Source organism: Leeuwenhoekiella sp. ZYFB001, from assembly GCF_011784865.1.
Lineage (GTDB): Bacteria > Bacteroidota > Bacteroidia > Flavobacteriales > Flavobacteriaceae > Leeuwenhoekiella > Leeuwenhoekiella palythoae.
The window spans coordinates 2,269,683-2,290,346 of sequence record NZ_CP050460.1; the positions used below are offsets into that span (position 1 = coordinate 2,269,683).

General features: G+C 41.9%; 16 protein-coding genes. 8 read left to right on the forward strand and 8 right to left on the reverse strand.

What is annotated here, in order from left to right:
- Positions 1-192: 192 nt before the first annotated feature.
- The 4 genes from HCN54_RS09810 to HCN54_RS09825 all read left to right on the forward strand — a co-directional run bounded on the left by HCN54_RS09810 (position 193) and on the right by HCN54_RS09825 (position 9,657).
- Positions 193-5,214: an ELWxxDGT repeat protein gene (locus HCN54_RS09810; protein WP_167597643.1), complete on the forward strand. Its 5,022-nt coding sequence runs from the start codon at positions 193-195 to the stop codon at positions 5,212-5,214.
- On the forward strand, positions 5,211-5,909 hold the full coding sequence (locus tag HCN54_RS09815) for a hypothetical protein (protein WP_167597644.1): 699 nt from the start codon (positions 5,211-5,213) through the stop codon (positions 5,907-5,909). Before HCN54_RS09810 ends, HCN54_RS09815 begins: the two co-directional genes overlap by 4 nt.
- A gap of 1,084 nt (positions 5,910-6,993) precedes the next feature.
- Positions 6,994-8,418, forward strand: a complete 1,425-nt coding sequence (locus HCN54_RS09820) for an FAD-dependent oxidoreductase (RefSeq protein WP_167597645.1) — start codon at positions 6,994-6,996, stop codon at positions 8,416-8,418.
- A 459-nt stretch (positions 8,419-8,877) separates the two neighbouring features.
- A complete protein-coding gene (locus tag HCN54_RS09825; protein ID WP_167597646.1) occupies positions 8,878-9,657 on the forward strand; it encodes a DUF1080 domain-containing protein in 780 nt (259 codons plus the stop codon).
- A 241-nt stretch (positions 9,658-9,898) separates the two neighbouring features.
- On the opposite strand, the gene hxlA is transcribed toward HCN54_RS09825, so the two are convergent.
- On the reverse strand, positions 9,899-10,525 hold the full coding sequence (hxlA, locus tag HCN54_RS09830; protein WP_072980045.1) for a 3-hexulose-6-phosphate synthase: 627 nt from the start codon (positions 10,523-10,525) through the stop codon (positions 9,899-9,901).
- 39 nt (positions 10,526-10,564) lie between these two features.
- On the reverse strand, positions 10,565-11,149 hold the full coding sequence (gene hxlB, locus HCN54_RS09835) for a 6-phospho-3-hexuloisomerase (protein WP_167597647.1): 585 nt from the start codon (positions 11,147-11,149) through the stop codon (positions 10,565-10,567).
- A gap of 196 nt (positions 11,150-11,345) precedes the next feature.
- On the opposite strand from hxlB, the gene HCN54_RS09840 reads away from it, so the two are divergent.
- Positions 11,346-12,191 carry a helix-turn-helix domain-containing protein gene (locus tag HCN54_RS09840; RefSeq protein ID WP_072980463.1) on the forward strand — a complete coding sequence of 282 codons (846 nt, stop codon included), beginning with the start codon at positions 11,346-11,348 and terminating at the stop codon, positions 12,189-12,191.
- Here the strand turns inward: HCN54_RS09840 and HCN54_RS09845 are convergent.
- The 4 genes from HCN54_RS09845 to HCN54_RS09860 form a co-directional block, all read right to left on the reverse strand.
- Positions 12,188-13,402 (reverse strand): porin, encoded by a 1,215-nt coding sequence (locus tag HCN54_RS09845; protein WP_167597648.1) that lies wholly within the window; start codon positions 13,400-13,402, stop codon positions 12,188-12,190. The genes HCN54_RS09840 and HCN54_RS09845 overlap by 4 nt on opposite strands.
- A gap of 111 nt (positions 13,403-13,513) precedes the next feature.
- Complete coding sequence (locus HCN54_RS09850; protein ID WP_167597649.1) at positions 13,514-14,389, reverse strand: DUF808 domain-containing protein; 876 nt, start codon at positions 14,387-14,389, stop codon at positions 13,514-13,516.
- Between the two features lie 96 nt (positions 14,390-14,485).
- Entirely contained in the window at positions 14,486-14,941 is a 456-nt protein-coding gene (locus HCN54_RS09855; protein ID WP_167597650.1) for a hypothetical protein, read from the reverse strand.
- 285 nt (positions 14,942-15,226) lie between these two features.
- Positions 15,227-15,676, reverse strand: coding sequence for a PepSY-like domain-containing protein (locus HCN54_RS09860; protein ID WP_167597651.1), 450 nt, complete (start codon positions 15,674-15,676; stop codon positions 15,227-15,229).
- Between the two features lie 250 nt (positions 15,677-15,926).
- On the opposite strand from HCN54_RS09860, the gene HCN54_RS09865 reads away from it, so the two are divergent.
- From HCN54_RS09865 to HCN54_RS09875, 3 genes are all read left to right on the forward strand, one after another.
- Entirely contained in the window at positions 15,927-16,598 is a 672-nt protein-coding gene (locus HCN54_RS09865) for a response regulator transcription factor (RefSeq protein WP_167597652.1), read from the forward strand.
- On the forward strand, positions 16,599-17,867 hold the full coding sequence (locus tag HCN54_RS09870; protein ID WP_167597653.1) for a sensor histidine kinase: 1,269 nt from the start codon (positions 16,599-16,601) through the stop codon (positions 17,865-17,867).
- An 81-nt stretch (positions 17,868-17,948) separates the two neighbouring features.
- Positions 17,949-18,827, forward strand: a complete 879-nt coding sequence (locus HCN54_RS09875) for an SdiA-regulated domain-containing protein (protein WP_167597654.1) — start codon at positions 17,949-17,951, stop codon at positions 18,825-18,827.
- Between the two features lie 315 nt (positions 18,828-19,142).
- Here the strand turns inward: HCN54_RS09875 and HCN54_RS09880 are convergent, their stop codons facing one another.
- Together HCN54_RS09880 and HCN54_RS09885 are read right to left on the reverse strand one after the other, a co-directional pair.
- Entirely contained in the window at positions 19,143-19,931 is a 789-nt protein-coding gene (locus tag HCN54_RS09880) for an SDR family oxidoreductase (protein WP_167597655.1), read from the reverse strand.
- Between the two features lie 200 nt (positions 19,932-20,131).
- Entirely contained in the window at positions 20,132-20,404 is a 273-nt protein-coding gene (locus HCN54_RS09885) for a hypothetical protein (RefSeq protein WP_167597656.1), read from the reverse strand.
- Positions 20,405-20,664: the final 260 nt, after the last annotated feature.

The following is a 20,664-nucleotide window of genomic DNA, read 5'->3' on the forward strand; positions in this document are numbered from 1 at the left end:
AGGGTGTGTCACTTCGAGACAAGCCTCGGAACATTTAAATCTCGGTTATCGAGTAAAACAATTAGAATAGAAAATTAATCATCTCTATATAAGCATTTAAAGCCAAACTAAAATACGATATAAACATACTGTTATTAAAATACAATTTCTATTTTTATAGACTTTAGTATAGTCTACCATCAAATTTTATTAATGAAACAACTCTACGCGTGTTTATTTATAGCGCTTATAATACCCGTATTATCTTATAGTCAGCGATTTGTTTATGAATTTCAATCTTTTGAAGAGTTTGTTTCCATAGATGGTATTACTTTTTTTGTAGCTCAAGATGCAGAACATGGAAAAGAGCTCTGGAAGACCGATGGTAGCGAAAAAGGAACCGTACTTGTAAAAGATATTTATGAGGGTGGCTCTAGTAGCAATCCCGCTAACCTTTTCGTCTTTAAAGGGTCTGTTTATTTTTCAGCAGACAATGGGATACTAGGCTCAGAACTCTACAAAACTGATGGTACTGCATCGGGGACTATCATGGTAAAAAATATTCACGAGGCTCACCGCGTGGGTTCTCAACCCGGAAATTTTACACAATATAACAATGAACTTTATTTTACTGCCACCAATAAATACATAAATGGCAGCTATAACCTTTATAAAACTGATGGTACTGCAGAAGGGACAGTGTTGGTTTACGAGTTAGGCCCTTATACAACGGCTTCATTTGGAAACTTGACCGTTGCTAATAATAAATTGTACTTTAGAAATTCAAGAAGTTCTTTTTTATATGAATATGATAGTGCTACAAACCAAGTAACTGTAAAAGAGATAGATGAGCATTTATCTGTGAATTACTTAAATAGTTTTAACAACGAGCTCTATTTTATAACCCATACTACATACAATCAGGAAATACATTTCTACCGCTTACCTGAATCCGGGACAATTGTTCGCCTTAAGGATTTTGCTCAGGAGCAATATGGGAATATTGACATTAAGAACTTTATACAAGTGGGCGATCAGGTCTACTTTTCGATGACCATTGAAGATGGATCTGGCAATTACTCGAATGAGCTATGGAAAACAGATGGCACTCCTGAAAATACGCTTGTATTAAAATCATACGACTGGAAACGACATCTTTCTGGTTCCGAAATTTCAAACTTTACTTCCTACAAAAACCAACTTTACTTTAACGGCGGGGAGAGTAACTCTTATAACCTCATGAAGTCTGACGGTACAGCAGAAGGTACAGTACCCGTATCTGCCAATCGCATTATACCTGTAGACGTAGACTCTCGTTTTGTAGAGGCAAACGACCTGCTTTATTTCTCAAGTGGCTTAAATATATGGTCTTCTGACGGAACAGACGCTAACACAACGAAAAATTCTATACTAAGCCTAACACGAGATACCACCGGTGAACAATATTTTATGCATTCTGACGGTGAACAGGTATATTTTAAAGTACGACAACAAACCTCAACCTATACCCATAGTAAGCTATTATATAGCACAGAAGGTAGTGCTTTACTAAAAGTTGAAATCCAAGGGCAATATGTTGATAAAGGTAAAGAACTGTATTTTAATGCTAAAAAAGACAGTTTAATCCTAATTCCCTTAACGATACACAATAAGGGGCTCAAACCTTTACGCTTTTCTAAAATTGAAATTACCGGAGGCGAATTTTATTTAAATGGTGAAAACCTCAGCCTAAATTCTGTACAACAGGCCTATTTTCCACAAGAATTGGCTCCCGAAAAAAAGGGGATATTTAATCTTTCGTTTTTTCCATCTAAAAGTGGGTTTCAAAAAGGCTTGCTCACGCTTTACAGCAACGACACTCAACATCCTAAATTTACAATTAACCTTAGCAGTTATACTACTGAAGAAAGAGCTTCCAATAATGAAGGTTTAGCAAGTTTAAAAAAAGAAATTCAGTTTAAACCAGATTCAATAGCGATATCAAATCATAGCTTTTCTGATCAATCACCATTAGGAAGTGTTATAGGCTTTCTTAGCGTTTTAGACAATAGTGATGATTACATATATACACTAATATCTGGAGAAGGAGACCACGATAATGCTTCGTTCCAAATTGAGAACAACCAACTGCAAACAAACAAAACTGATTTTGATGCTACTTTAAATAATACGCTAAGCATTAGAATTCAGGCTAAACATAAAGATACTAATGATCTGACCACAGGAGTACTGGTTCTAAACGTAGAAGCCGCTGCTCCCCAAACTATCCATTTAGAATCCTGCCCTTTAGTTAGCCAAAGTATCAGTTACGAATTAAGAGACATTATCTATATAAATCAAACTGAGGCCGTAGCAATAGGCAGTCATGGAATGATCTTAAAAAGCTATGATGGTGGGCTCAGCTGGTCCCAAATAAAACATAAAGCCTTTTCCAGATTATTGAAGCTTCAATTTGTTAGCGATAAAACGGGCTATGCACTTGGAGAAAGAACGCTGCTAAAAACTATTGATAAAGGGGAAACCTGGACCAGTTTAGAAAACCCGTCCGTCACGTATCCCTATGGTACTAATATGTTATTTATCAACCCACAAACTGGTTTTATAATTGGGAATGAATCCCCCGTATATAAAACCACAGACGGGGGTAAAAACTGGCGTGTGGTTCTAAATAATTACAATGGAGCAACCGCAGGTTTTTTCTTGAATGATCAGATGGGTTTTCTTTGCGGTAACGCCCCTAACACCATATGGAAAACAACAGACGCCGGTGAAAGCTGGGAAACAGTTAATTTAAATCTGGAAGAATCCTATAACAGGAAGTTTGTAGCCATACATTTTACTACAGATCAAAAAGGTCTGTTATTCGACAATAAAGGCAATATCTATACCTCTAATGACGGCGGAAGCTCCTGGACTTTTAATAATGCAATCGAATCAGCTCCAACAAGCCTCTATTTTTATTCAGAAAACAGCGGTTATGTTGCAATTGATGGTAAGCTTTACAAAACTGAAGACGGTGGTGAAACCTGGTCTGTTGAGTATGATAACTATAGACTAACACCACTTGCCATTGCGCTATCTGAAGACCAGCAACGTATGTTGATGGTTGGTCAAAGTAATTATTATTCCGGCAACGTTATTGCTTATAAAGAGACCGGTACAGATTGGCAGATCACATCAGAACTTTTTTCTTCAGATGATTATCCGGTGAGTGATTTTTCCGAAGATTTAGGTTTTCACGCATCAGAAAACGGAATTCACATCACTCAGGATGGGGGTCTTACGTGGCAAAAAACGAATATGCCTGAAGATTACTATTTCAGCGCTATTAAAATAGCAGGAAATTCCGTGTTTCTACAAGGTAATGAAAATCTGTTTAAGAGTACAGATTTGGGAGAAACCTGGGTTGTGGTACCCACTAAAGAAAATACCGAAATACTACACATAATTAATGATAACGAGCTTATTTTGGTAGGTAGGGGTGAAATTTCAAGTATCTACAAATCCTCTGACGGTGGTTTATCCTATACCGAAGTTTATCCTGAGGGCTTTTATATCCGTAAAGCACATTTTTTAGATTCAAACCATGGAATCATATTAGGCTTTAATGACTTATTGATTACAAAAGATGGCGGGAACACATGGACTGAGTCAACAATCACTACAGATTCTGAAAGCAGCTTTTTACGTTCTGCAGCAATGTATAATACAGACCTTGCCATTGTAGGTTCAGATAGAGGTGTTATTTATAAAACGCTTGATGGAGGCATCAACTGGGAACGCATTCCAACCACCATACGCTGGAGCGTTGAATTTTTGCATGCTAAATCAGAACTGGAATGGTATGCTTCAGATGGAGAACACCTATATGTAAGTAATGATGGTGGTTATAGCTGGCAGGATAAACTACTGTTGCAAGAAGATTTTCACCAGTATCAGGTAGATAATGGTATTTTTTATTTTACAGGCGGTGACACGGATTTATTTAAAGCTTACACTTCAGATCAGCCTCCGGTTGCACCAGCATATATAGAAGGACCAACTTTAGTTCAGGTAGATAGTACTACGGGTTATTCAGTTATAAAAGAGGAAAATCAATCCTATATATGGGAAATTTCTGGTGGTCAGCAACTGTATTATCAAAACAATACTGCGCGTATTACGTGGGACTCACCGGGAGTTTATGAGTTGAGCATCACGCCATACACAGCCTGTACTATAGGAAAAAAACAGACTTATGAAATAAAGGTTCAAGAAGTAACGGGTGACGCTCCTGCGATCAACGGGCCTGATGAAGTTGTAGAATTCTCTCCTTCCCACACCTATTCGATAACACCTAAACCCGGAGCTTCCTATCAATGGCTTACAGAAGGTGCTATAAGTATAAAACCTGCTCAACATACGGTAGAAATAGACTGGGGTAATTCTGGTACTGGTATAGTTCAGGTAATAGAAACCGATACAGTGACCGGTAATCGATTTACAAATAACTTGGAGGTTACTATAACAGCATCTGCTCCTCCTGTAATTCAGGTTTTTGATGCCACCTGCCGAGGTAAAAGCAATGGCCGTATTAGCGTGAGTATCGATCTGGAATTGGAGCATACCATTAGAATACAAAATCTTAACACCAATGCGCTGACCATAGAAGAGTTCAATAAAAATGTAACTATAGAAAATTTAAGTCCGGGGGGATACAGCCTATGTCTTATTCGCACTATAGATCAGGCAGAATCCTGTTATTGGTTGGAAGTTGGGGAACCCGAAGCTTTTAGCGTGAAAACAAAAGTATCTAAGCAAGCTACAGATCAAGTTGAAATTGCTATTCAGGGCGGTACAAAACCGTATAGCATTTTTGTTAACGGTAAAGAAGTTGCTCGTACCCTTCAAGAGGTAGTCGCTGTGAATGCTAAAACAGGTGACTATCTCGAGGTTGTTTCTAATGGTAGCTGTGCTGTTTCATTTGAAGCGCATATCTATACCGATGAGCAAGCCTTAATTTACCCCAATCCAACTTCAGGACCTGTTACACTTGACTTGGTCAACGCAATGCTTTCTAATAAGAAACAAGTGAAGTTGAATGTTTACAGCAGTGCCGGTTTATTGCTTAAAAGCTTTGAGCAAACACCTATTAACCATAAATTGAATATAGACCTTAGCGATCTACCTGATGCAGTATACTTGCTTAAAATAGATGGTGAGGAACAACAAAACTTTAAACTAATTAAACAATGAGGATTCTAATTGGTCTTGCTATACTCATTTTCTTGGCATCCTGTTCTCCAGACAGTCCAGATGATTCTGAGAAGCCCGAGGAACCTGTTGCAAATGCAGCTCCTCCTGTGCCTGAACTTATCTATCCCACTGATAATTTACTCTGTATTGGGGCTGAACTCACTTTTAAGTGGTCTGAAGTAACAGATCCCGAGGATGATGCTGTAACCTATACTATTGAAGTTGCCACAGACCGTTCTTTTACTAATTTGGTAGAATCTAGAACGGTAAACGCGCATACACTCCCCTTAACTTTAGAAAAAGGAATCGCGTATTATTGGAGAACAAGGGCTCAGGACTCTAATGACCATCAGAGCTCTTATACTAAAACCAACGCATTTTACGTAGAAGGTGATGCTACAGCAAACTATGTCCCTTTTACAGCAAAATGTATTTATCCTTTACCACATACGTTAATCAAAGATGTACAGGAAATAAAACTCGATTGGGAAACAGTGGACCTAGACGGAGATGAGCTTACGTATACGGTATACATGAGAACGGGATCTAATACAATGACCCGTATAGCCGAAAATCTGACTGCAAGTGAATATACCATTCAGGTGGCTCCTGGAACCACTTATACTTGGAGGGTAGACAGCGCTGATGAGTTTTCAGAAAGTGTAGGTGATTTTTGGCAGTTTACTACCGAGTAGCAGAAACCTCAACATTCTATTACTTCTATGAATCAATGTTTCAGTACCGATACGCTTTTTTGTACTTTCTTATGAAGAACCTTAAACTAAAAATCTGGAGTCATCCAGAGCGCAGTCAAGTAACTTTTTAAAGTAAGCAGTGGCAGTTTTCAGTGAGCAATTGGCCTCTTGTTGTTTGTTATTTCTGATTTATGATTCTGGGTTTTTCTCGCGCTGCCTGTCCCAATGTTCTCGCTCTGCTTGTCCCAATATAGTTTGAGAATTATATCGCGTGTCTAGGAGTAGCCACAGTATTTACTATCGGGAGCAATCGCAGCCTGTAGGTAAAAATAATGACCCAAACTTCAATTCATCTTCCCTTTCTTTTGCCTTGATGCAAAAGAACCAACCTGCCTGTCGGCAGGCAGGAAGATCAAGGCTTATTTTTAGATCCTTGAAAACTACGCAAACGCCTTATCCTGCGGATAGCAAACCGCTGCGCTTGTGCATTCCTCTAGTTACACTCGTCGGATACAGGCCTCCGCTGCCCACCGCTGCGGCGCCCGCTTGTTTTACTACAGCTCTAAAAAGTAGGCCAGTTTCCCAAATAAAAAACGTGAATAGCATTCTTTAGCCTTCTTTTTCTTCAGTATAGGAAAAAGGCTCCGTTAAAAATTTTTGAAGCCTTGGAGAAAATTTAGGAGCCTTATTGCGGTTTTCGCCCTAAGGCGAAAAATACCTAAGAAATGTACCTTAACTAAATCAAGGTAAGCATTAGAATTGCTTTAGGCACATTCAATCTGACCTATTAAAACAATAGGAAATACAGATTAAAAAGAGGCTTTTCTTTTCTGCATCCGACGACCGCAGGGAGAGGAATGCACCTGTAGTGCTATGTACTAGAGTTGGTCGAATTAGTACTAGCAAAGAAAATGAACAAACACGATTTAAAGCAAAAAAACAATTCCCTTCCTCCCGAGACTTCGGGAGAAAAAGGCTTGAGGATGAAATGAACCCTCGCTTTCGCTTCAGAAACTAGCGAAACCCAATTTCTTTAAACATCTTTGCACTTGCTTTAATAACTGAAGTCATTCTGAAAATTCCAATGAACACCCCCACAAGCCATACCGCCTGCCCCGATTGTCACGGTCTGGGAAAACAGAACCGCGGACTCTCAAAACGTGCGAAGCAGCGGTATCAAAAAGCTTTGGAGGTGTACCAAAGGTTTCCTGATAATCCCAAGCCGGTAAAGCCCAAAGCGCATCTGCAGGTGTGTCCCACCTGCTCAGGAAGCGGACTCATCCCGGCCCCGCAACCTCCGAAGCCGGACATCACACGCTTTCCACATCTGGCGATCATTGGGGGTGGGATTGGTGGAACGGCACTGGCGGTGGCCTGTTTGCACCGGGAAATTCCGTTTACCTTGTACGAGCGGGATGCTAATTTTGATACCCGTGCACAGGGCTACGGCCTCACCCTCCAACAGGCACATACGGCGGTAAAAGATTTTGGAATAGAAAGTCTGGAACAGGGCATCGTTTCTACCCGACATATCGCACATACGCCAGACGGTACAGTGCTGGGCGAATGGGGAATGCGCAAGTGGGATACGCAAACCAACGCAACGCCTAAACGCACCAATATTCATATTGCCCGTCAAAACTTGCGCTCGGCTTTATTAAAACAACTTTCGGGTGCTGACGCGATACGCTGGGGACATCAGCTTAACGGGTTTAATCTGACGGAAACAGGTATCCAATTGAAGTTTGACACCCAAGGAAACGCCACTACAGCACACGCCGATCTGCTGGTGGGTGCCGACGGTATTCGCAGCAGCGTACGCGAGCTACTCTTTGAGCAAGAGCCCTATCCCTTGCGCTATCTCGATTGTATCGTGATTTTGGGGATCTGCGCGTTAAGCGATCTGCAAAATGCTGCTCATGAGTTACTGGATCAAAAAACTGTATTTCAAACCGCCAATGGGAACGAGCGTATGTATATGATGCCTTATGATCCCGAGCATATGATGTGGCAGTTCAGTTATCCGCTAGCGGAAGCCGAAGCTAAAAACTTAAGTGCACAAGGAGCTGAAGCCTTAAAAAAGGAGGTACAAAAGCGTACCAACTGGCACGCGCCTATTCCACAAATTATCGAAGCCACTCCGGCTGCTTTTATCTCGGGTTATCCGGTTTATGACCGGGAGCTGTTACGTCCGTTAGACTTTGCTTCTTGTGGTCCCGTAACCCTATTGGGCGACGCCGCCCATCCTATGAGTCCGTTTAAAGGTCAGGGTGCCAATCAAGCCCTGCTGGATGCGCTAGCCTTAGCCCGACGTATTACCAAAGTGTGCAAACCAAATACCTCCTGGAAGAACACCAACCTCCGTAAAAAGATCTTGACACCCTTTGAAACCGAAATGCTCAAACGCAGTGCCACGAAAGTAGAAGCCTCAGCCAAAGCTGCCCGTGTATTACATTCAGACCAAGTCCTGCAAGAACGCGACGGCCCTCGAGGGGGAGGTAGACAGTAGCAGTGGGCAGTCAGCAGTCGCAGTTTACAGTAGGCAGTTGCAGTTTACAGTAATGAGTTTATTGTTTGTGGTTTACTTGAGTGTTCGTGCGCGATTGTATCGCGTACTGAAAATCTCCAAAAACTTCTCATTCCAACAACAAGAAACATCACACTACACGTATAACTTCATCAGCTCCCCTCCTCGTTGAGGAGGAGTGATGTTACCGCAAATCTACCAAAACCACCCCTGCCTACTACGCAGGCTTTCCCCTCCTTCAAAAGGAGAGGAGCGTTATTCTAATCAGATAGCTTTTTTTGTTTCTTAGACTTCATTACGGTGCTATACGATTGTGATCTCTCCTAGCGTCGAGACGACGGAGGGCTTGCATTACCTAAAGCTTTCCATTCCCTGTAGGTCTAAATCCTAAGTGTATTCCATAAAAAATCTATACATTTAAAACGAATAGCATTGTTTTATATGAACTTTTTAAAGATTTTGGGACTGATACTCCTTGTGGTAAGCACCGCTTGCAACTCTAGAAATACAGCCGAAAACGAATGGATCACCCTTTTTAACGGGAAGGACCTCAGCGGATGGACACCTAAGTTTTATCATCACGAAGTAGGTGAAAATTATGCCGATACTTTTCGGGTGCAAGACAGCAGTATTGTGGTTGCTTATGATAACTATGATAGTTTTGATGAAACCTACGGACATTTGTTTTACGACGAAGCCTTTGCCTCGTTTCACTTAAAATTCAAATATAGATTTACTGATGAATGGATGGAAGATGCTCCAAGCTATACCTACCGCAATAGTGGTGTGATGTTTCATTCCCAAGCCCCGGAAACGATCTTAAAAGAACAAGACTGGCCGCTTTCGGTAGAATATCAAATGCTGGCGGAAGCCGAATCCGGAAAAACCAGACCTACCGGCAATATGTGCTCGCCCGGTACCGATGTGTATTATAAAGGTGAAAAATCTAATGATCATTGTATCAATTCGTCTTCACCCACCATCCGTTGGGATACTTGGGTAGATGCTGACCTCATCGTGTATCAGGATTCGTTGATTATTCATAAAGTAAACGGCAAAGAAGTGCTTCGGTATACCGATACGCAAATAGGCGGCGATGTAGCTAATGGCTACAATCCCAAACTCAAAGTAGATGGGCAAGCCTTAAAAAGCGGATACATCGGTTTACAGGCCGAAGGTCAAGGCGTGATCTTTAAAGACATTAAGCTTAAAAAATTATAAAGCAATCTTTTCTTGCTAGTTAGTAAGCAATGAAGCCTTGGTCGCTACCGCAAACTTTCCAGAGCAAGCCTGTCTGCCGACAAAGGCAGGCCTCCAAGATATAGCTTGGAAACATATTTTAATTTCGAGGCATCCCGATAGCTTTCGGGACAGAGTATAAAACCCTTTGGCGGAGCCAATAAAAAAGCTCCCTATTTGCGCAGGGAGCTTTTCGTTTTTCAACCAACTTACGAACTCTTGATTAGTTGAGTAATGCGCGAAGCGCTTTTGCTGCTTCTGCAGGATCTTCAGCCCCGTAGATCGCTCCACCGGCTACAGCTACTACAGCTCCAGAGTCTTTTACGGCTTTGATGCTGTCAAGGTTTACACCACCTGCGATAGAAACCGGCACTCCGGCACGTGCTGCCTCATCGATCAATACTTGAATCGAGTAGCCTTCTTCTGCCTGCTCGTCAAGACCTGCGTGTAGTTCCACAAATGCTACACCCAGTTCCGTTACTTCCTGTGCACGTTTTACACGATCTGCAACGCCAATGGTGTCTACCACCACACCTTTACCGTGTGCTTTAGCCGCTTTTACCGCCCCTGCGATCGTGCTGTTTCCGGTAGACCCTAAGATAGTGATGTAATCAGCACCTGCCTTAAAAGCCATATCTGCTTCCAACTCGCCGGCATCAGCAGTTTTAAAATCTGCAAATACTTTTTTGTCAGGAAATGCATTCTTGATTGCTGTAATTGCAGCCAATCCTTCACTTTTAATAAGTGGAGTACCCAACTCAATAATGTCTACATAAGGAGCCACTTTGGTTGCCAATGCAAGGGCATCTTCGGTTTTTAATAAATCAATTGCTACTTGTAACTTAGCCATGATATCTTGTTTTTAGTATATTAATAGTTATTCTTGTTCTTATTCTAAATTTGCGTGTCGCTGCCAGAGTTGGTCGGCAGTCTTTCCGCCTTTATTCCAAAGCAGCTGTATCAGAGCGTCTCCGTAGAGCAATAGCGCTTGCTCAAATAAACTACCGGCATATTGCTGAGAAACTTCAGCTTCTTGTTTGTTTTTTTGTGCCGCCGGAAGCACCACTACTACATCTGCCAGATCTGCTAAAAGCGATTCCATATTGGTGGTAAAGCAGAGTACGGCAGCTCCTTCTCTTTTTGCTGTTTTTGCTGCGTTCACGATACTGGTGGTACTTCCACTTCCCGAACCTGCAAGCAGTACATCACCTTTGGTAATCGCTGGGGCGGTGGTCTCTCCTACCATATGTACGTCAAAACCTAAATGCATCAAACGCATACCAAGCGCTTGCATCATAAATCCGCTGCGGCCCATTCCCATCAAAAAAATACGCTGCGCACGTTCTAAAGGAGCGATAAGTCCTGCGAGTTGTTCAAAAGCAACGCCTTGTCGCAGGTGCTCGTGTTCTCTGTAAATCAGGGCGATTACATCTGCTAATGCGGCTTCACTGCTTATCGTTTCAGGGGTTTGCATAATTGCGTGTTTTAATTAGGAAACAAAAGTACTGTGAAGCGCGGGGTACTTGTTTCACAATATGATAGATGTGTGGTACAATCTGCACATTACCAAAATATCTTAGGTACGATATGCTACTTTTGTGGTACATTTTAGAAATCAGTAGGTTTTCTCCTTATTACCTATTGTTAGCAACCCCTATAAAAAGTTATTTATGCTTAGTGACAAAGTTTTATATATACGTGATCTAGCCGACTGCCCACCTTCTTATCTGGACGACCCCGGAAGACGTGAATTTTTTGAGATCGTATGGTTACAGCAAGAAGATGCGCTGCACCCTCCGCAGTATGATTTTCAAACCGTCAATGGTCATTGGATCTACCTAATCCCACCGTATCGGGTGCATCAGTTGAACAAAGCCGGAAAACGCGGCGTGCTTATTTCTTTTAAACAAGAATTGCTCGAAGATGATCTAAAGGAATTTTTGCTAGATGTGTTCCGAATCTTTAACCTTCAGGGAGAGTTCTCTTGCTTACAAGTGAGTGAGGAACACGCCCAAAGTCTCTCTGCGGTGTATCAATTGATGTATGCCGAATATGATCAAGATGCGGTAAATCTTATTATGCTGAAGGCGTTACTGAAAGTTTTATTGCTGAAGCTTATCGAATTAAAAGAACAGCATTTTACACTTCAGGATCTCAATGAAAAGCGCGTCTATGAATTTATGATGTTACTCGAAAAGAATTATCTTGAGGAGCGTACAGCTGCTTTTTACGCCGGAAAGATGGGACTGAGCGCAAAGCGACTCAATCAGATTTTAAAAGAAAAATTAGACAAAACCGTGGTTCAACTACTCCACGACCGCTTGATACTTGAGGCCAAACGCCAGATGATACACAGTGAGCATACGATCAAAGAAATTGGCTATAACCTCAAATTTAAAGACCGTTCTTATTTTAGTCGGTTTTTTAAAACCCACACCGGTCAGACGGCACAGGAGTTTCAAAATCAAGCGCGCCGCTATGTGCTTAAACACGATAATACGCTGTATGCCGACTAAAACGAAATATCCCACTGTATTCTAAAACGCAGCTCGTTTTCAAGTTGGGCGTCTTCGGTCTCGTAGTCAAAACTTGATAGCTCGGCGGTGAGCTTGTTGCGGTGTCCTTTAAAAAACCAATTAAACGCCAAGGATTTTTCGTCTAGTGACGTTTCACTATCAATATTCGGATTGAAATTGGCGTAGCGCGCTGCGATCTCCAGTTGCTTAGGCCACCAGCTTATCGCCTGATGTGCAAAATACCCGGCTTGCAGATAATACCCGCGCAATTGGGTAGTCGCATCAGCATCGAGTTTATCAATCACCTCTTTATAATGCAACTCCGATTGCCAACTGAATCCACGATAAACAAAAGCGGTCTCAAAGTTCCCCTGATTGATACGGTACTGCCCGGGTTCTTGGGTTTCAAAACCGGTTAAAAATCCGCCGCCGGAAGAGGAAAATCGAGTAAACGGACTCCGGTTGGTCACTGCTGAAAAAGCGATTTGTGCTTCGGGAGTTTTGTGAATTTGCAAGTCGCTGATACCGCCAAAGCCCAGATCATCTCCTAATACATTCCATTGTAGGCGACCAAAATACATCAAGTTTTTATCGTCATTTTCGCTGTTAGAGCGTCCTGAGCCGGTAAGTACAGCCGCCCAGTAGCTAAAATCAGCTGCTCCACGACCTTCTAACCTTCCGTAGAGTTCAATACCTTGTTGCCGGTCTATGGTAAAACTTCGGTTTAGAATAGAACGGTCCACCAATTGTTGCGCACCACTGCTGATGCGGCGCTCGCGGGTAAATTCAACCTTCCACTGCCCTACTTTGATATTGAGCCATTTCCAGCGCTCGATCATAATTCTAAAATCAAGCAGATTCCCGCGCCCCAATTCGTACTCCCAATAATATTTCAACCAAGGTTTATACGCGTGCCCCCCTACTTTGAGTCGGGCTCTGTTAATCTTAAAAACCGAATTCTTTTCGTCGTTAAAATCATCAAAGGTCACCGGATCATTATCTCCCGGTGTGGCAAAGCGAAATTGCAACCGGCTCTGTATATGCAGACTGAAGGCATCGTCAGGTGCAGTAAATAATATGCCTTTGTTACCGTAATCGATATTCCAGCGTGATAGGCTGTCTTGAGGTAGTTCTTGAGCATAGCTGAAACTGTTCAGCAAAAGCAAACAAAAACTAATCGCATAAGTGATGCGGATGGAGCGCGTGCGCATAACAAAAGGGTTAGGCCTGCAAAAGTAAAATTATCTAAGCACTTAACCGCTTAGAAACCTTAAAGAAACCTTTAGGTAACACTCGGAGTTTTCAAGCAACTATAATTTCGGTTAGGCAGATGCCGATGTAAACAGTTTTCTGGCTCCGCTAATAATAAGCAACACCACAAAACCGATGACCAGTCCTAGTAAAAGATCGGCCAACATACCCGGCCACGTGTGAAAGAGGTCGTGTAGCACGTGAAGATTGTGTCTAAAAATTCCTCCGGAAACCAAAAGCAACGCAATGGTCCCGATAACAGATAAAGACTTGATCACTACCGGTAAGGCATTGACTAAAAACTTACCCACTTTATCAGAAAAGCTGTCGTCTTGCTCGTTCAGGTTGATGAGTTTAGCCCCAAATTCGTCCATACGTACAATAAGTGCGACGATCCCATAAACTCCTACGGTAGCAACCAAAGCGATGATAGAAACCACAATGATCTGATTTACTAATTCTTCGCCGGTAACCGTACCTAAAGCGATGATGATGATCTCTACGGAAAGGATAAAATCGGTTAAAATAGCCGACTTCACCTTTTCTTTTTCATAAGCTAAAAGTTCTTCTTCGCTGCGATTTTGTAAAGCGGGCCGCTCCTCTTCGTGTGCGTGTGGCACAAAAAACTCATAGATCTTTTCGGCACCTTCATACGCGAGGTAGAGTCCGCCAATGATCAGGATCACCGTTACCGCCACCGGCACAAAAGCACTGAGCAAAAAGGCCACCGGTAGAATGATGATCTTATTAAGCAGCGATCCTTTGGTGATCTTCCACAAGACCGGGATCTCACGATTAGACATAAAACCGGAAGCTTTCTCAGCATTTACAGCGAGGTCATCGCCTAAAATACCTGCGGTTTTCTTTCCGGCGACTTTAGCCATCACCGAAACATCATCCATAAGCGTTGCAATATCATCAAGAAGCGCAAAAAATCCTGAAGCCATAAGTGTATTGGGTTGGTTGTTTGCGGCAAGATAAGTTGCTCTTTTCTAAAAAGGCATTAAAAAAGTGATAATTTATACGATTGCAATGGGGTTAAACTAGAACGATTCGCGTGAACTCAAAGCGGTCTCTAGAGGCAATTTCTCTAAAATACGCCCATCGTGACTCACTTGAACTGCCAGTGCCGGAGCTTCGGCGTGCGCAAGTGCTAACTGATAAGTGACATACCCCTCAGCGACTTGCTGCGTTACCTGTGCGATACGATACGCATCGTAGGTTGAAGCAATTTTCTGCTGAACGGGTTCCGGCAATACGCTGGCATCTGCACTTTTTTGGGTTTTTAGCAAATAACCGTCTGCAGAGTACCAGTGTGTATGTTGCGCCTGATCTTCCACAAAGCTTACTTGATAGGCTTTAGAGGTAACCTCCCACTGTACTTCTTGTGCATCGGGATAGTGCACCTCAAAGTTGGTTTGCACATTTTTAGGAATTTCCTGCGCTTGGCTGCTCAGGCTTAATACTGCGGTCATTAAAATTAAAGCGATAGTTTTCATAAGTTCTATTTTTTAGTTGAGACAAAGTACCCGCACAAATCTGAAATCATTTAGGAGTTTTAGCCGCTCAGGATATTAAAATATGTTAAACATACTTTTGACATGAAGCCAGTGAGCGCGCTATATCAGGATACATAAACACTAAAAAAGCGTCGTAACCATCAGCTGCTGCTAATGGTGTACGACGCTGTGTAAAAGAGCGATTCGGTTAAATCAGTGGAAGAAACCAGCGGTTTGCTCGGTATTCAACTCAAAGGTTCATTCGTCAACTGCCTCAGAAATGTTTTAAGGTCTTGATCCCTTTGGCGCGTTTAATAAAGCATTTTGATCATCAAAAAAGAGTTCGTGCTCTTTCCCAAAAGTATTTTCAACTTCAACCATATACCGCGTTTTTCCGTCTTTGATATATTTTTTAGCCTCATCAAAACGGAAACCTGAGTAGTTTTGTTTCAGTTGATTCTGAATCCCTGCCGGCAGTTCGGTTTCACGAAGCTCTTGTTCACTAGCCACCACGCTTCCATCACCAGCATAAGACACTTCATAATCTAAGCGGTCGATCTCAAATTCTACCTCATAAGAAAACGTGTGCTGTTCCCACTCAATATCTGTAGCTTTAGGGTATGCCGTAGAGAAGGCTTGGGTCACCGGTGCCGGAACTCCGGAGTTTGCTGAAGTTTGTGCTGTAGCCAGACTAACGCCGCCCAACAGAATTGCAGTCATAAATACATTTTTCATCGTGTTTCTTTTTTAAATTTGAAACAAAACACGGGAGCAAAACTGAAAAGATTTAGGATAAGCTCACAACTAAAGTCAAACAAAGCCTGGCTTTTATACTAAAGTTTTACGCCGAAAACACTTAACTACTTAATTTTAAAAGCATCGTAACCTTTGTATAGTTCTTAGTGGTTATTAAAAAGAAGTGTCATTACCAATTGATTCCAGATTTGGGCTTTAGCCTTGCAGTCTATATTATGAAACCCCTGCTATGAAGATCTTAATTATAGAAGACGAACCCCAAATGCTGGATAATATGCGCCGCACACTGGAGCAGGAACAGTATTTAGTAGAAAGCGCTGCAACCTATACCGAAGCACTAGATAAAATTGGAGCCTATGCCTACGATTGCATTCTGCTAGATGTGATGCTTCCTGACGGAAACGGTCTAAAAATTCTCAAAGAACTTAAAGCCCAGCAAAAAGAGGAAGGCGTTATTATCGTTTCGGCAAATGATTCGTTAGACGATCGAATCGAAGGGCTCAACCTGGGTGCCGATGACTACCTGCCGAAGCCTTTTCATATGGCCGAATTACGGGCTCGGGTACAAGCGGTTTTACGACGCCGTAACTTTGAAGGGAATCGCAATATACAGTTGGGGAACGTGACCATCAATCCTGAAACACGCCAGGTTTTTATAGCAGATGAGGACATCAACCTCAACCGGAAAGAATATGATATCCTTACCTATCTGATCGCCAATAAAACCCGCCTTGTTACCAAAGCCGCTCTGGCCGAGCACGTATGGGGAGACCACATTGACCAAGCCGATAGCTTTGATTTTATCTACTCGCAGATAAAAAATCTGCGTAAAAAACTAGAACCGGCAAGCATCAACGTGCAGGCGGTTTACGGCGTGGGCTATAAACTTGAAGTCGATTAGATGCGTCTATTAAATTACACCACACAATACTTTGCGCTGCTACTTTTAGGAGTGATCACTATTTGGGCGGTCGCCTTTTATTACGCGATGCTTGATGAGATTTATGACAGTCTTGATGACGGACTCGAGAATCAGAAAATTTTGCTTCTTAAGCGCGCTCAGGAGGATCCTTCGATCTTAGCGCATAATGATTTTGACAAGCACGTGTATAGCTTTACTCCTATTTCGGCACCTAGCTTTGAACGGCAACAAGAGCGCTATCAAGATACCTTGATGTATATGCTGAATGAGGAAGATTATGAACCGGTGCGTATTTACGAAAGCGCCATACAGGCAAACGGCGGTTATTATAAACTGAAGATCATCACCTCGATGGTAGAGGAAGATGACCTGATCGAAGATCTGGTGAGCTACCTCATTGGCTTATACGCTTTTTTGGTCCTTTGTATTTTAATACTGAATAATCTTTTACTGAAGCGCATCTGGAAACCCTTTCACTATCTTATTGACCAACTTAAAGATTTTAAGCTCGACCGAAAAACCAGCTTAACTACAGCACCCACAAAGATCGAAGAATTTACGCTGCTCAATACGACGGTGACTGCGCTGATCGCTTCGGCACAGCGCTCTTATGAAGAGCAGAAACAGTTTATAGAAAACGCTTCTCACGAGCTGCAAACGCCTCTGGCAATCGTGATCAATAAACTCGAACTCTTTATAGAACAACAACCGCTTAACGATGAGCAGCTCGTGCAAATGGCTAGTGTTCTTGATAATCTTGGCAGACTTACGCGGCTCAACAAATCTTTATTATTGCTTTCTAAAATTGAGAATGAGCAATTTCAAGAGGAAGCTGAAGTAGATTTTAAGCAGTTGCTGCACCAAAGCCTTAGTGACTTTGAAGCTATCGCTGCGCATAAAAATTCAGCCTTAATTCTCGTTGAAGAAACCGAAATGTCCTACCGTATGAATCGGGATCTGGCGGTCATTCTGGTTAATAATCTTATTAAAAATGCGCTAGTACATGGCACACCGGGAGCACCTATTCATATCAGATTAAAGCAACATTCATTGAGCATTACCAATCAAGGGACACCTACTCCATTAAAAATTGATGATATTTTTGCACGCTTTAAAAAGTCGGGCACCAATGAGAAATCTACCGGTTTAGGATTGCCCATTGCACAGGCGATAGCGGTAAAGTACCAACTTCAGTTAGCCTATAGTTATACTGATGGACACCGGTTTACTTTAACGTTTCCTATTTAAGAAATGATTACGAAGCATTCACAAATCATTACCAATTCTTTTCAGAATTATATTGAATCTTTGCTTTTACAACCTTAACGTATGAAATATTTAGCCCATTACGTCATCTTTGGAGCGCTGGCTTTTAGCGGAGTTCTTTCGTATGCGTTTTATAAAAAATCGATCGCTGAAGAACGTGAAATTCTGGAAAATGCCAGTTACAATCTGGTGAACACTTGGGAATTTCCTGAGTTGCTCTATGAGGTAAGCGGTATCGCTTGGGTTAATGATTCTACCCTTGCCTGCATTCAGGATGAGGAAGGTGTGATCTATAATTTTAATCTGAATACCAGCGAGATCACTAAGGATACCCGGTTTGCTAAAGACGATGATTATGAAGCAATAGCCCTCAACGGTACGATGGCGTTCGTGATGCGCAGCGACGGGCACATCTTTGAGATTGCTGATATTATGGCCGATACGCTAGTGGTTTCAGATTTTAAGACGCGTTTTGATTCTAAAAACAATATGGAATCGCTCGCCTATCAACCGGAACACGACAGACTGATCACCATTGCCAAAGATGAAGGTCTTGACGAGGACCGCTACAAAGGTGTTTATGCAATTCCGTTGGAGACCCACGAGCAGGATGAGCAACCGCTTTTTGCGATCGATCTAAAGTGGGATGCATTTAAAGCCTTGGAAAAAAAGAAAATAGAAAACACGTTTAAACCTTCAGATATTGCCATACATCCTAAAACCGGTGATTTTTATATCGTAGATGGAACGAGTCCGCATCTGTTGATCGTTTCGGCTTCCGGTAGTTTTAAAGCCTTGCACGAATTGAATAAATTTCATTTTGCACAACCCGAAAGTCTTACGTTTAGTCCGGAAGGCACTCTATACATCGCCAACGAGGCAGCTAACGGAGTGGCCACGATGTTTGAAGTCACCTTAAAAGATAAAGAAGTAGAAAAATAAATTAGTTCAAGGCAAGCTCAAGGGTGTTGCATCCTTTGGCTCTGCCAGTATATTTTAATGTTTAGCAGCACAGCGGTGTGAGGCCCGCTTTGCGCATCAAATAGTAAACTAACTTAGGGCAAGTCCTTTAGGCGTTGGTTGAAAAAGAATTTTCAATTTCGAGGCATCCCGATAGCTATCGGACGGCGTATTAAACCCCTTTGCGGTGCCTATAAACTGAAGCTTTACTGCTTTTGAATTTTACATTAAAATTAAATGGAGAAGCCGCATCTATTGCTAGATGCGGCTTCAATATATAGAGAAAGCACGTGGCTTTTAATTTTCGGCGTTACCGTACATATTAGATTCTCCCCCATCGATCGCAATGGTTTGACCACTTACATACCCGTTAGCTTTACTTAATAAAAATGCAACTACACTGGCCACATCTTTAGGATCACCTAAGGCACGAGTGGGGTTTCGTTTTGAATATTCAGCTTCGGCAGCTTTAGGATCATCAGGGTTGACTTGCTTGAATGCTTCGGCAACCATAGGCGTTAAAATTGCGCCCGGAGCGATTGCATTGGTCAAAATTCCATCTTTACCATATTCTAAAGCGGCGTTTTTAGTCATTCCGCTTACAGCATGTTTACTCGCTACGTACGGCATCTGATTGAGCACCCCGCGAATACCTCCTACAGAGGCCACATTTACAATACGTCCAAAATTTTGCTTTTGCATCACCGGGATTACATATCTAAGTCCGTAATAAACTCCCATTAAATTGATGTCGATCACTTTTTTAAACACATCAAGATCGTAATCAATAATCGGAGCCTGTTTACCCTCAATTCCTGCGTTGTTGTACAGACCGTCAATTCGACCAAATTGCTTTACCGCCTGATCAACATAGTTTTTTACTTGTTCCTCGCTCGAGACATCTGCTTTTACCGATAGTAAAGCAACTTCAGGATTGATCTCTTTAAGTTTTTTCTCAGCATCTTTTAATGCGTCGTCATTATAGTCCACCAGAACCAATTTTGCGCCTTCTTTGGCAAGCAGTTCTGCAGTTGCTAGTCCCAGTCCCATCGCAGCACCGGTAATGATAATCACTTGATCTTTCATAGTATTTGGATTTTATGGGCGTAGTAAGTGGAAAATTAATCCCAAATTGCGCCTCAAATTAAAAATTGGTTTTCAGTAAGGGCATCGTAAATTGGAGCCGAGACACAATACTGTTGTATGTACAACAAAGTTAAGTTGCACTGAAAAATCAAGACGTTAAAAGCATCATAAGGTTTAAGTGACTATAAGTAAACATATCGTTAAGATATGGTTACCGGAAGCATGATTAAGGTTTCGACTCCGCCGGCTTCATCTTTAAGATAATCTACTTTCAACTTGTAATTGATATCGCGCTCTTCTGCGTAATAGTTGCCGGTCTTCTCATCAAAACCGCCGTAATCGGTATACGCGAGACTTACGATCTTGTTCTCATCCATCGCATTAAGTGTTTGTAAATCTTGCTCGCTTAACGTATAACGTTTGAGTAACTGATTGAGGCTGTGGGAAAAATGTCCTTTTGGTTGCGTTTTCATAGCGTTTCTTTTTTCTCAAAATTATTATGGGTAATAGGATTAAAATGTTAGTAAAATCTTATTTCACAGAAAATTAAGAGCAAAAGAACTGCGCGAATAAACCTCAAAATACACCTAAGACTAAGGATGCAGCGTCACGGCTTGCTTACCGGTTTCAAACAATCAGAACACGTCTTCTAAAATTTTAAGATGGAGTAGTATTGCTTTTAACAATATAGATTAGGGAAATGAAATTTGTTGAAACTTGAGAAACAGTATTA